This is a genomic window from Allobosea minatitlanensis (assembly GCF_964020775.1).
In genome coordinates this window covers 2622883-2635453 of the sequence record NZ_OZ224509.1, presented here as the reverse complement: position 1 = coordinate 2635453, position 12571 = coordinate 2622883, and the positions used below count along the sequence as shown (strand labels likewise).

Below are 12571 nucleotides of genomic sequence, written 5' to 3'. Positions count from 1 at the left end.
GGGGCGGGCGGCGCGCATGAGCTATGAATTCGATTTTGCCGACGTCTTCGCGGCCTGGCCGGAGCTGCTGCAGGGTCTGCTCAATTCGCTGGTGCTCTCGGCGCTGGCGATGGCGATCGGCATGGTGGTCTCGGTCGCGGGCGCGCTCGGCAAGACCTCGGGGCCGGGCTGGCTGCGCCGGATCATCGACGAATATATCGAGCTCATCCGCAACACGCCGTTCCTGATCCAGATCTTCGTGATCTATTTCGGCCTGCCGGCGGCTGGCCTGAAGTTCTCCTCCAACGCGGCGGCGCTGCTGGCGCTGGTGGTGAATGTCGGCGCCTACGGCATCGAGATCATCCGCGCCGGCATCGAGAGTATCCAGAAGGGGCAGGTCGAGGCCGGCAAGTCGCTCGGCATGCGCCCGCTCCAGATCTTCCGCTACATCATCCTGAAGCCGGCGATCCAGGCGATCTACCCCTCGCTCACCAGCCAGTTCATCCTGCTGATGCTGAACACCAGCGTCTGCTCGGCGATCGCGGCCAGCGAGCTGACGGCGGTGGCCGGCGACATCCAGTCGCGCACCTTCCGCAGCTTCGAGGTCTATTTCGTCGCCACATGCCTGTATCTTGGCTTGTCCGTCTTCTTCTGGACGGTCTTCGCCGGGATCGAACGCGCCTTCCTGCGCAAGCCGACACGGTAGGTTGACCCATGCGCGCACTCGGATCAGGCGACATCATCTACATCATCATGGCGGTGCGCTGGACGCTGCTGCTCTCGCTCGTCGCCTTCCTCGGCGGGGCGATCGGCGGGGCGCTGGTGGCGCTCGCCCGGACCAGCGAGTTCAAGGGCGTCCGGATCGTCTCGGCCGGCTACATCAAGCTCTTCCAGGGCACGCCGCTGCTGATGCAGCTCTTCCTCGCCTTCTTCGTGCCGGGGCTGTTCGGCTGGTCGGTCGACCCCTGGACGGCGGCGGCGCTCGGCCTGTCGCTGCATGCCAGCGCCTTCCTCGGCGAGATCTGGCGCGGCGCGATCGAGGTCGTGCCGCGCGGCCAATGGGAGGCGGCGACCTCGCTCGGCCTGCGCTACTGGCCGAAGATGGTGCTGGTGATCGCCCCGCAGGCGATCCGCATCGCCATCCCGCCGACGATCGGCTTCCTGGTGCAGCTCATCAAGGGCACCTCGCTCGCCTCGATCATCGGCTTCGTCGAGCTGACGCGGGCGGCGCAGATCATCAACAACGCCACCTTCCGGCCCTTCACGATCTTCGCGCTCGTCGCGCTGATCTATTACGTCATCTGCAGGCCGCTTTCGGCCTACAGCAAGCGGATGGAGCAAAAGCTCCTCGTCGCCGCGCGCTGAGCCTGTGCCGCGAAAGGGGGAAACCCCTCTCGTGGCAGGGACAGGCCCGGAACGCATCGATGCAAACACCAGCCTACCCCATGAGGAGAACGACCCATGTCCCTGTTTAAAACGATTTGCCGGCGCGGATTCGGCGCGCTGGTCGTCGCCGGCCTCGCCGCCGCCGCGCTCGACGCCGCCCCGGCCCATGCCGCGACGCCCGACGAGATCAAGGCGCGCGGCAAGCTGATGGTCGGCGTGCTGACCGACTACCCGCCCTTCGGCGGCACCGACGCCAACCAGCAGCCGGCCGGCTACGACGCCGATGTCGCGGCGCTGATGGCCAAGAAGCTCGGCGTCAAGCTCGAGCTCGTCCCGGTCACCGGCCCGAACCGCATCCCCTATCTGCTGACCAACAAGGTCGATCTGCTGATCGCGACCTTCGGCATCACCCCCGAGCGCCAGAAGCAGGTGCTGTTCTCCAACCCCTACAGCGCCATGACGATCTATGTGCTGGCGCCCAAGAGCTTGGCCATCAAGACGCCGGAGGACCTGAAGTCGGTGACCATCAGCGTCGCCCGCGCCTCGACGCAGGACATCGCGATCAGCGCCGTCGCCCCGCAGGGCACGCCGCTGAAGCGCTTCGACGACGACGCCACCACCCTGCAGGCCCTGATCTCGGGCCAGGTCCAGGCGATCGGCGCGAGCAACATCGTCCTCGCCCAGCTCACCAAGGACTATCCGCAGCTCGGCATCGAGCCCAAGATCATCCTGAAGGAGCAGGCCAACGGCATGGCCTTCCGCAAGGCCGACACCGCGCTGGCCGACTACGCCAACGGCTTCATCGCCGAGCTGGTGAGCAATGGCGAGCTCTCGAAGATCAACCAGAAGTGGTTCGGCGTCCCGCTGACGAAGCTGCCGCCGATGCCGCAGTTCTCCTCGGACAAGTGGTGACCGTCCGCGGAGCCACGGCCTGATCCCGGCCCCGCCCGAACGCCTCCGCTCCCGGAGGACCCGCTGCGGCCGTCTTCGCGCCGGCCGCAGCGTCCAGCCCAGCAAGAACGGTTTTTGCAGATGCCCGCGACCGCTCCCCCAGCCGCCGATCACGCCCTCGGCGACACGATCATCGAGATGCGCCATGTCGACAAGTTCTATGGCGACTTCCACGTCCTGCGCGACATCGACCTCTCCGTCGCGCGCGGCGAGCGCATCGTCATCTGCGGCCCCTCCGGCTCCGGCAAGTCGACGCTGATCCGCTGCCTGAACCAGCTCGAGGAGCACCAGAAGGGCGAGATCGTCATCGACGGCACCGCCGTCCACGCCAGGCTCAAGGGCATCGAGGACATCCGTCGCGAGATCGGCATGGTGTTCCAGAGCTTCAACCTGTTCCCGCATCTGACGGCGCTCGAGAACTGCATGCTGGCACCGATGAAGGTACGCGGCATCCCGAAGGCCGAGGCCGAGGCGACCGCCCGCAAGATCCTCGAGCGCGTCCATATCCCCGAACAGGCGCACAAATACCCGATCCAGCTTTCCGGCGGCCAGCAGCAGCGCGTCGCCATCGCCCGCTCGCTGTGCATGAACCCGAAGATCATGCTGTTCGACGAGCCGACCTCGGCCCTCGACCCCGAAATGGTCTCGGAGGTGCTCGACGTCATGGTCGAGCTGGCCGAGAGCGGCATGACCATGCTCTGCGTCACCCATGAGATGGGCTTCGCCCGCAAGGTCGCCGACCGGGTGATCTTCATGGATGCCGGCGAGATCGTCGAGGTCGCGCCGCCCGAGCGCTTCTTCACCGCGCCGCAGAACGAGCGCACCCGCAAGTTCCTCGGCCAGATCCTGCACGCGCAGACGCAGGCGCATTGAAGCCCCGCCATGCGTGATCTGTCGCCTTCCGGCCTGCAACGCTGGACCCACGGCACGCTGATCCCGGCCTGGATCGAACGCGCCCACGCGCGCGAAGGCGGCTATGTCGAGGAGTTCGCGGCGGATGGCCGCCCGCTCGCGGCGCCCGACCGCAGCGCGCTGACGACGGCGCGCCTGGCCTACACCTTCAGCCATGCCGCGCGGCTGAGCGGCGATGCGGCGGCGCTGGAGGCGGCGCGCCGCGGCTTCGACCTGCTGCTGAAGGCGCAGGCCGCGAACGGCCATGTGCCGAAGCGTTTCCTTCCGGACGGCGCGGCGAGCGTCCTGCGCCGCGACCTCTACGATCTCGCCTTCGTGCTCTTCGCCTGCGCCCATTATCACCGGGCGACCGGCGAGGCGGCCGCCATCCGCCTGGCCGAGGCGACGATGGACGGGATCGAGACCGGGCTGGCCGCTCCGTTCGGCGGCTATGCCGAGGACGACCGCGGCACGCTGCCGCGGCGGCAGAACCCGCATATGCACCTGCTCGAAGCCTTCCACGCATTGGCGGAGGCGACGGGCAGCCAGCGCTGGTTCGACGCCGCCGACCGCATCGTCCGGCTGGCGGCGGAGCGCTTCATCGATGCCGGGGGCACGCTCGGCGAGTTCTTCGATATGAATTGGCAGCCTGTCGCTGGCGCCGCCGGCCGGCTGCGCGAGCCGGGGCATCAGTTCGAATGGGTCTGGCTGCTGCATCACCACCAGCGCCTGACCGGCTGGGAGCCGGCGCGCAGGCTGGCAGACGGGCTCCATCGCTTCGGCCTCGCCCAGGGGCTCGACCGCGATCCGGGGTGCCCGCCGCTCGTGCTCGACGGCGTCGAGACCGACGGCACGCCCGTCGCCGCGACCAAGCTGCTCTGGCCGCAGACGGAATTCGTCAAGGCGCTCGGCGCGCGCTTCGAGTTCGCCGGCGAGGCGGAGGCGGCGGACCGGCTGACGCACCATCTCGGCCTGATCTTCGCGCATTTCATCGATGCGCGGACCGGGCTCTGGCGCAACCAGCTCGACCGGGCCGGCGCGCCGCTGCCGGTCGCGCTGCCCGCGCGCGTGCTCTATCACCTCTTCCTCTGCCTGGCCGAGACGCTGCGGGTCCTGCCGCCGCCTTCCGGCCCGGGCGGGCAGGCGGCCTGAAGGCGGCGTTCTGGCCTCCGGGGCGCGGCCGCCCTAGATTGCCTTCGTTCCGGGGCGCCGCTTCGGGGCCGGGGCGCGCAACGGACTGGACTGCGACATGGCCGCCAAACCCGACTGGGATGCCGAGCAATATCTGCGCTTCGAGGATGAGCGCACCCGCCCCTCGCTCGACCTGCTCCAGCGCGTCAGGCTGGCGGCGCCGGCCCGCTGCATCGACATCGGCTGCGGCCCGGGCAACAGCACGGAGCTGGTGGCGGCCCGCTTCCCGCAAGCCGAGGTCAGCGGGCTCGATTCCTCACCCGACATGATCGAGAAGGCGCGCAAGCGCCTGCCGGGACTCGCCTTTGCCCTGGCGGATCTCGACACATGGTCGGCCGAGTCCCGCTACGACCTGATCTTCGCCAATGCGGTGCTGCAATGGCTGCCCGACCATGCCGCCCTGTTCGCGCGCCTCGCCGCGGCGCTGAAGCCGGGCGGCGTGCTGGCGGTGCAGATGCCCGACAACCTCGCCGAGCCCTCGCATCGGGCCATGGCGGAGACCGCGGCGGAAGGCCCCTGGGCGGCGCGCCTCGCCGGGGCCGCCGAGGCGCGGGCCTCGATCGGCAGCTTCTCCGACTACCGCCGCTGGCTCGCGGCCGCCGGCTGCGCGAGCGACCTGTGGCGGACGACCTATGTCCACGCCCTGGACGGCGCCGACGCGATCGTCGAATGGTTCAAGAGCACCGGGCTGAAGCCCTATCTCGACCCGCTGCCGGCCGAGCAGCGCGCAGGCTTCATCGCGCGCTACCGGGAGCGCATCGCGCAGGCCTATCCGGCCGAGCCGGACGGCAAGGTGCTGCTGCGCTTCCCGCGGCTGTTCATCGTGGCGACGCGGGCGGCGGCCTGAGCGGCCGGGACGCCGCGCCGCGCCGCGGGCTCACCAGGGCCGGCGCGGCCCGGTGTCGATATGGATCAGCCCGTTCCAGTAGACATGGTTGCCGCCGACCTCCGGCAGCGTCCGGGCCCATTCGAGGACGACCCGCGGCCGGACGCCCGGCACGCGGAAATCCATCGCCTCGCAGCGCCGGTGATAGGAGTTGCGCCGCGCCCGCCAGGGCGGCCGCCAGGCCGAGGTCACCTTCACCGCCCCGTATTTCTCGACGATCTTGCCGAGAATCCCCTTCAGCCGCTCCGGCAGGCAGGCGATCGAGGTGCCTGGATCGGTCGAGATGCCGGGATGCTCGGCTTTCTCGTTCGGGTCGAATGCGGGCTCGGCTCCGGCCTTCTGGCCGGGGGTGAGCTTCGGCCATTCCGGGCCCTCGTCCTCGTCGGGCCCGCCGAGGGCGGGGGAGGCGCCTTCCGCCGGAGGGGTTTCCGTGGCCGGCGCCTCCGGCTCCGGGGTTTCGGCCGAGGGCGCGGCGGGCGGGGTTTCCGCGACGGCCGGGCTCTCCGGCGTCTCCTGCGGCGAAGGCGCGCGGGGCGGGATGACGATCGGCGGCAGCTTCGGCGTGCCCTCCAGGTCGAGGTCGAAGGGCCGCTGCGGCGGCAGCGGCGCGCGCATGCTCTCGCCGGACTGGGCGAGGCTTGCGGTCGGGAGGGCAAGGAGGGCGGCGAGCGCCAGGCTCGCCGGCAGGCCGGCGGACCTCACGCGGCGCGGGCCGCTATCGGCAGCGCGGCATGAGCGGTCCGGGTCGGTGAAGGCATGAAGGCGACCTTTGAAAAGCGGCCCTGCCGCGGGCGATTCGGGCAGGGTGAATGAATGCATAGGGGCCAACCGCGCAAAAAATGCGCATTTGCGGCCGAATTTCGCCTCGCGGCTGTCGGAGCAGGCCGGGGCGGGATGATTTTGCCTCATCCTGCGCCGCATACAACCCGCCTGCGCGATTGTGCGGCGCGGCGGAGTCTTGCTTCATTCTAATCGACGGTCTAAGCGAACGGGGCGGCAAGCCTCGGTGCGGCCGCGCGAAGCGAGTTCGACGATGCAAGCTTTCCCGATGCATTCCCTTCTGACCGATTATCTGCCGCTGGTGCTGTTCATCGGCGTCTCGGCGGTGATCGGTCTGGCGCTGCTGATCGCGCCCTTCGCCATCGCCTATTCCAAGCCGGATGCCGAAAAGCTCTCGGCCTATGAATGCGGCTTCAACGCCTTCGACGACGCCCGCATGAAGTTCGACGTCCGGTTCTACCTGGTCGCGATTCTCTTCATCATCTTCGATCTCGAGGTCGCGTTCCTGTTCCCCTGGGCCGTCGCCTTCGGCAGCCTCGGCTGGTATGGTTTCTGGTCGATGATGATCTTCCTCGGCGTGCTGACCGTGGGCTTCATCTACGAGTGGCGCAAGGGCGCGCTGGAGTGGGACTAACTGTCCGGTCGCGAAACGGTTTTCCGCTTCCTATCTGACAGGCTTGAAGTTCACGAGGATTAGGTCATGGCAGTCACAGCGATCGATCGCGGCGACCCGCTCGTCGCGCCGGCACCGAGAGGGCTTCTCGGCCCCGACGGCAAGCCGGCCGGCGTGCGCGATCCTTTCTTCGTCGAGATCAACAACGAGCTGGCCGACAAGGGCTTCCTGGTCACCGCCACCGACGATCTGATCAACTGGGCCCGCACCGGCTCGCTGATGTGGATGACGTTCGGCCTGGCCTGCTGCGCCGTCGAGATGATGCAGCTCTCGATGCCGCGCTACGACGTCGAGCGCTTCGGTTTCGCGCCGCGCGCCTCGCCGCGCCAGTCGGACGTGATGATCGTCGCGGGCACGCTGACCAACAAGATGGCACCCGCCCTGCGCAAGGTTTACGATCAGATGCCGGAGCCGCGCTACGTCATCTCGATGGGCTCCTGCGCCAATGGCGGCGGCTATTACCACTACAGCTATTCGGTGGTGCGCGGCTGCGACCGCATCGTCCCGATCGACATCTATGTCCCGGGCTGCCCGCCGACGGCGGAGGCGCTGCTCTACGGCGTGCTGCTGCTGCAGAAGAAGATCCGCCGCACTGGCACGATCGAGCGATAGAAGGTGGAAGACGGCTCCGGTTGACCTCCGTGTCATTCCGGGGCCGAGCGAAGCGAGGAGCCCGGAACCCATGAACACAGGTGTTCCCTTGCAAGGCTCCGACTGTGTTCATGGGTTCCGGGCTCGCGCCTGCGGCGCGCCCCGGAATGACGTGGTGGATGGACGATGAGCGAAGCGCTCGTGAAACTCGGCGAAGAGATCCAGGCCGCGCTGCCCGGCGCGGTCACGGAGGCGGTCGTCGCCTTCGGGGAGCTGACGATCCATGCCGAGGCGGCCGAGATCGTCCGGGTCATGAAGACGCTCTATGCCGACCCGCGCTTCCGCTTCGTCAATTTCACCGATATCGCCGGCGCCGACTATCCGGGCCGCGAAAAGCGCTTCGACATCGTCTACCATTTGCTGGCGCCGCATCATAACCGCCGCATCCGCGTCAAGGTGCAGACCGACGAGGCGACGCCTGTTCCCTCCGTCGTCGAGGTCTTCCCGGCGGCGAACTGGTTCGAGCGCGAGGCTTACGACTTTTACGGCATCCTGTTCTCCGGCCATCCGGACCTGCGCCGCATTCTCACCGACTACGGCTTCGAGGGCTATCCGCTGCGCAAGGACTTCCCGCTGACCGGCTTCGTCGAGGTCCGCTACGACGACGAGCAGAAGCGCGTCGTCTACGAGCCGGTGAAGCTGACCCAGGAATTCCGCAACTTCGATTTCCTCTCGCCCTGGGAAGGGACGGACTACGTCCTCCCGGGCGACGAGAAGGCGAAGGGGGCGTGATGGCGCCCGGCGCGGAAAAACTGTCCGGCGGCTGCCTGTGCGGCGCGGTGCGGTTCACCGCCGTGCCGCAGAAGCGCGAGATGGACGTCTGCCATTGCGGGATGTGCCGGCGCTGGAGCGGCGGCGTCTTCATGGCCGTGCCCTGCGGCGAGGTCACGGTCGAGGACGAGAGCCGGCTCGGCAGCTATGTGTCGTCGGACTGGGCACTGCGCCAGTTCTGCCGCAACTGCGGTTCCAGCCTGTTCTGGCGGCTGCGCGAGGGCGGCGACCATGTCGCGGTGGCTTTCCAGAGCTTCGACGATGTGAGCTCGTTCAAGTTCCTCGAAGAGATCTTCATTGACGAGAAGCCGGCGCTTTACGCCTTCGCCGGCGAGCGCCCGCGGCTGACGGGCGAAGAAGTGATGGCGCGCTTCCAGGCGCAGCAGGAAGGCCGGTCATGACCGAGCACAATATCCGCAACTTCTCGATCAATTTCGGGCCGCAGCATCCGGCGGCGCACGGCGTGCTGCGCCTCGTGCTGGAGCTCGACGGCGAGGTGGTCGAGCGCGTCGATCCGCATATCGGCCTGCTGCACCGCGGCACCGAGAAGCTGATCGAGGCCAAGACCTATCTCCAGGCCGTGCCCTATTTCGACCGGCTCGACTATGTCGCGCCGATGAACCAGGAGCATGCCTTCGCGCTGGCGGTCGAGCGCCTGCTCGGCATCGCCGTGCCGCGCCGCGGCCAGCTCATCCGCGTGCTCTATTCCGAGATCGGCCGCATCCTCTCGCATCTGCTCAACGTCACCACGCAGGCGATGGACGTCGGCGCGCTGACGCCGCCGCTCTGGGGCTTCGAGGAGCGCGAGAAGCTGATGATCTTCTACGAGCGGGCCTGCGGCGCGCGCATGCACGCGGCCTATATCCGCCCCGGCGGCGTGCATCAGGACATCCCGGTCTCGCTGATCCACGACATCGCCGAATGGTGCGACCCCTTCCTCAAGGTCTGCGACGACCTCGAAGGGCTGCTCACCGACAACCGCATCTTCAAGCAGCGCAATGTCGATATCGGCGTGGTCGATCTCGAAACCTGCTGGAAATGGGGCTTCTCGGGCGTGATGGTGCGCGGCTCCGGCGCGCCCTGGGACCTGCGCAAATCGCAGCCCTACGAATGCTACGAGGAGATGGAATTCGACATCCCCGTCGGCAAGAACGGCGACTGCTACGACCGCTACTGCATCCGCATGGAGGAGATGCGCCAGGCTACGCGCATCATGAAGCAGTGCTGCGAGAAGCTGCTGGCGGCCGATGGCGGCGGCCCCGTCTCGTCGCTCGACGGCAAGATCGTGCCGCCCAAGCGCGGCGAGATGAAGCGCTCGATGGAAGCGCTGATCCACCATTTCAAGCTCTACACCGAGGGCTACAAGGTACCGGAAGGCGAGGTCTACGCCGCCGTCGAGGCGCCGAAGGGCGAGTTCGGCGTCTATCTGGTCTCGGACGGCACCAACAAGCCCTATCGCTGCAAGATCAAGGCCCCGGGCTTCGCCCATCTCCAGGCCATGGATTTCATGTGCCGCAAGCACATGCTCGCCGACGTCTCCGCGATCCTCGGCTCGCTGGACATCGTGTTCGGGGAGGTCGACCGGTGAAGCTCGTGCTGCTCGCCCTGTTCGGCATCGGCGTCGCGACCTCGGCCGTGGGGGAGGAGCCCGTCTGCCGAAGCGCGGACAGGGACCAGTATCCCTGCTACAGCGATGCCATCCGGACGGGCGGGCTGCCTCAGCCTGGCCTGACCTCGGGCCGCGACGGATATTTCCGCGTAAAACGGGGCGGTACGACCTTCAATTGCATCCGGTTCGAGGACAGGCAGACCGGTCGCTTTATCGAAGAGGGCTGTGAGCCGACGCAGGCCGTCCTGTCTGAAGAGCTGCAGTACCGAATTCAGAATCGGAAGTGATTCATGTCCGTCCGTCGCCTCGCACCTGATCCCGTCCAGCCGGCCTCCTTCGCCTTCACCCCGGCGAACGAGAACTGGATCGACCAGCAGATCGCCAAATATCCGGAGGGCCGGCAGGCCTCGGCCGTCATCCCGCTTTTGTGGAAGGCGCAGGAGCAGGAGGGCTGGGTCTCGCGCGCGGTGATCGAGACCGTCGCCCGGCGCCTCGGCATGGCGCCGATGCGCGTGCTGGAGGTCGCGACCTTCTACACCATGTTCAACCTCCAGCCGGTGGGCGAGTATTTCGTCCAGCTCTGCGGCACGACGCCCTGCGCGCTGCGCGGCGCCGAGGCGCTGAAGAAGGTCTGCGAGGAGGTCATCGGCCCGCAATCGACCGTCACCGCCGACGGCAAGCTGTCCTGGCTCGAGGTCGAATGCCTGGGCGCCTGCTGCAATGCGCCGATGGCACAGATCAATGTCGACTATTACGAGGACCTGACGCCGGATTCCTTCCGCCGGCTCCTCGACGACCTGCGCCATGGCCGCCCGACCAAGCCCGGCCCGCAGAACGGCCGCACCGGCTCCGAGCCGGAAGGCGGCCCGCAGACCCTGACCGACAAGGCGCTCTATGACGGCTCGATGATCGGCGCCGGCGATTGGCAGAAGCGCGTCGTCGAGCAGCGCAGGGCCGCGGCCGAGGCCGCCGCCGCCAAGGCCGCCGCCGAGGCGGAGGCCAAGAAGGCCGCCGAAGCCGAGGCGAAGAAGGCCGAGGCCACGCCCGCCGCCGTCGCCGCGAAGCCCGCGAGCGAGACGGCCGCCGCCGCCCGCCCGAAGCCCTCCGAGCCGGCGCAGCCTTCCGGCGCGGCCAACGACACCCCGGCCGCCAAGGGCAACGTCGAGGCGAAGGACGTGGCCGGGACGGCCACGCCCGCGACCGACGAGAGCAAGCCGGAGCTGCTGGCCGCCGCGCGCAGCGGCAAGGGCGACGATCTGGAGCTGATCTGGGGCGTCGGACCGAAGCTGGCCAGGATGCTCAACGAGATGGGCGTCTGGCATTACGACCAGATCGCGAAATGGACTCCGGCCGAGCTCGCCTGGGTCGATGCGCGCCTGACCGGCTTCAAGGGCAGGGCGCTGCGCGACGACTGGATCGCCCAGGCGAAGAAGCTCGCGACGGGCTGGCGCCCCGAGTCGAAGCTCGGCGACAAGCCGGTGGAGTGAGGACGAGACCATGCTCGCAGATCGCGACCGCATCTTCACCAACCTCTACGGCCGGCACGACCGCACCCTGAAGGGCGCGATCCAGCGCGGCGCCTGGGACGGCACCAAGTTCCTGCTCGACCAGGGCCGGGACTGGATCATCGACGAGATGAAGAAGTCCGGCCTGCGCGGGCGCGGCGGCGCCGGCTTCCCGACCGGGCTGAAATGGTCCTTCATGCCCAAGCAGAGCGACGGGCGCCCGCATTATCTCGTCGTCAATGCCGACGAGTCGGAGCCGGGCACCTGCAAGGACCGCGAGATCATGCGCAACGACCCGCATACGCTGGTCGAGGGCTGCCTGATCGCCTCCTTCGCCATGGGCGCGCATGCGGCCTATATCTATATCCGCGGCGAATATGTCCGCGAGCGCGAGGCGCTGCAGCGCGCCGTCGACGAAGCCTATGAGGCGAAGCTCATCGGCAAGGATAACGTCCACGGCTATCCCTTTGATCTCTATGTGCATCACGGCGCGGGCGCCTATATCTGCGGCGAGGAGACGGCGCTGCTGGAGAGCCTCGAAGGCAAGAAGGGCATGCCGCGGCTGAAGCCGCCTTTCCCCGCCAATATGGGTCTCTATGGCTGCCCGACCACGGTGAACAACGTCGAGTCGATCGCGGTCGCGCCGACCATCCTGCGCCGTGGCGCGGCTTGGTTCTCCTCGATCGGCAACCCGAACAATGTCGGCACCAAGCTGTTCTGCGTCTCGGGCCATGTGAACAAGCCCTGCAACGTCGAGGAGGCGATGGGCATTCCGTTCCGCGAGCTGATCGACAAGCATTGTGGCGGCATCCGCGGCGGCTGGGACAACCTCAAGGCGGTCATTCCCGGCGGCTCCTCGGTGCGCATGGTGCCGGCCGAGCAGATCATCGACACGCCGATGGATTTCGACTCGCTCTCGAAGCTGCGCTCGGGCCTCGGCACGGCGGCGGTGATCGTGATGGACAAGTCGACCGACATCGTCCGCGCCATCGCCCGCATCAGCCATTTCTACAAGCATGAGAGCTGCGGCCAGTGCACGCCCTGCCGCGAGGGCACGGGCTGGATGTGGCGCGTCATGGAGCGCATGGCCGAGGGCCGCGCCCAGAAGCGCGAGATCGACATGCTGCTCGACGTCACCAAGCAGATCGAGGGCCACACCATCTGCGCGCTCGGCGACGCGGCGGCCTGGCCGATCCAGGGCCTGATCGCGCATTTCCGGCACGAGATCGAGCAGCGCATCGACGACTATGCCGCCAACCCGTACAGCGAGCCCGTGCGGCTGATGGCGGCGGAGTGAG

At 68.0% G+C, this 12571-nt stretch carries 15 protein-coding genes; 14 read left to right on the top strand and 1 reads right to left on the bottom strand.

The annotated features are described in order from the left end of the window. Nucleotides 1-16: 16 nt before the first annotated feature. The 6 genes from ACWH43_RS13035 to tam all read left to right on the top strand — a co-directional run bounded on the left by ACWH43_RS13035 (nucleotide 17) and on the right by tam (nucleotide 5245). Nucleotides 17-685: an amino acid ABC transporter permease gene (locus ACWH43_RS13035; RefSeq protein WP_158443673.1), complete on the top strand. Its 669-nt coding sequence runs from the start codon at nucleotides 17-19 to the stop codon at nucleotides 683-685. A gap of 8 nt (nucleotides 686-693) precedes the next feature. Next, nucleotides 694-1344 carry an amino acid ABC transporter permease gene (locus ACWH43_RS13030; protein WP_158443672.1) on the top strand — a complete coding sequence of 217 codons (651 nt, stop codon included), beginning with the start codon at nucleotides 694-696 and terminating at the stop codon, nucleotides 1342-1344. Between the two features lie 96 nt (nucleotides 1345-1440). Then, nucleotides 1441-2277, top strand: a complete 837-nt coding sequence (locus tag ACWH43_RS13025) for a transporter substrate-binding domain-containing protein (RefSeq protein WP_158443671.1) — start codon at nucleotides 1441-1443, stop codon at nucleotides 2275-2277. A 177-nt stretch (nucleotides 2278-2454) separates the two neighbouring features. After that, on the top strand, nucleotides 2455-3189 hold the full coding sequence (locus ACWH43_RS13020; RefSeq protein ID WP_375797013.1) for an amino acid ABC transporter ATP-binding protein: 735 nt from the start codon (nucleotides 2455-2457) through the stop codon (nucleotides 3187-3189). Nucleotides 3190-3198: 9 nt separating this feature from the next. Further along, complete coding sequence (locus tag ACWH43_RS13015; protein WP_158443669.1) at nucleotides 3199-4359, top strand: AGE family epimerase/isomerase; 1161 nt, start codon at nucleotides 3199-3201, stop codon at nucleotides 4357-4359. A 37-nt stretch (nucleotides 4360-4396) separates the two neighbouring features. After that, nucleotides 4397-5245, top strand: coding sequence for a trans-aconitate 2-methyltransferase (tam, locus tag ACWH43_RS13010; protein WP_260348422.1), 849 nt, complete (start codon nucleotides 4397-4399; stop codon nucleotides 5243-5245). 30 nt (nucleotides 5246-5275) lie between these two features. Here the strand turns inward: tam and ACWH43_RS13005 are convergent, their stop codons facing one another. Further along, on the bottom strand, nucleotides 5276-5986 hold the full coding sequence (locus tag ACWH43_RS13005) for a YcbK family protein (protein WP_260348355.1): 711 nt from the start codon (nucleotides 5984-5986) through the stop codon (nucleotides 5276-5278). Nucleotides 5987-6332: 346 nt separating this feature from the next. On the opposite strand from ACWH43_RS13005, the gene ACWH43_RS13000 reads away from it, so the two are divergent. From ACWH43_RS13000 to nuoF, 8 genes are all read left to right on the top strand, one after another. Beyond that, entirely contained in the window at nucleotides 6333-6698 is a 366-nt protein-coding gene (locus ACWH43_RS13000; RefSeq protein ID WP_158446432.1) for an NADH-quinone oxidoreductase subunit A, read from the top strand. Between the two features lie 66 nt (nucleotides 6699-6764). Further along, a complete protein-coding gene (locus ACWH43_RS12995) occupies nucleotides 6765-7349 on the top strand; it encodes a NuoB/complex I 20 kDa subunit family protein (RefSeq protein WP_158446431.1) in 585 nt (194 codons plus the stop codon). A gap of 165 nt (nucleotides 7350-7514) precedes the next feature. Then, on the top strand, nucleotides 7515-8120 hold the full coding sequence (locus ACWH43_RS12990; RefSeq protein WP_158446430.1) for an NADH-quinone oxidoreductase subunit C: 606 nt from the start codon (nucleotides 7515-7517) through the stop codon (nucleotides 8118-8120). Continuing rightward, the gene (locus ACWH43_RS12985) at nucleotides 8120-8560 is read left to right on the top strand and encodes a GFA family protein (protein WP_158446429.1); all 441 of its coding nucleotides are present in this window, start codon (nucleotides 8120-8122) and stop codon (nucleotides 8558-8560) included. Before ACWH43_RS12990 ends, ACWH43_RS12985 begins: the two co-directional genes overlap by 1 nt. Next, nucleotides 8557-9747, top strand: a complete 1191-nt coding sequence (locus ACWH43_RS12980) for an NADH-quinone oxidoreductase subunit D (protein WP_158446428.1) — start codon at nucleotides 8557-8559, stop codon at nucleotides 9745-9747. The genes ACWH43_RS12985 and ACWH43_RS12980 overlap by 4 nt, the downstream gene beginning before the upstream one ends. Next, nucleotides 9744-10055 carry a hypothetical protein gene (locus tag ACWH43_RS12975; protein WP_158446427.1) on the top strand — a complete coding sequence of 104 codons (312 nt, stop codon included), beginning with the start codon at nucleotides 9744-9746 and terminating at the stop codon, nucleotides 10053-10055. Before ACWH43_RS12980 ends, ACWH43_RS12975 begins: the two co-directional genes overlap by 4 nt. A 3-nt stretch (nucleotides 10056-10058) precedes the next feature. Next, a complete protein-coding gene (gene nuoE, locus ACWH43_RS12970; protein ID WP_158448319.1) occupies nucleotides 10059-11255 on the top strand; it encodes an NADH-quinone oxidoreductase subunit NuoE in 1197 nt (398 codons plus the stop codon). Nucleotides 11256-11265: 10 nt separating this feature from the next. Further along, nucleotides 11266-12570, top strand: a complete 1305-nt coding sequence (gene nuoF / locus ACWH43_RS12965; RefSeq protein ID WP_158448320.1) for an NADH-quinone oxidoreductase subunit NuoF — start codon at nucleotides 11266-11268, stop codon at nucleotides 12568-12570. Nucleotide 12571: the final 1 nt, after the last annotated feature.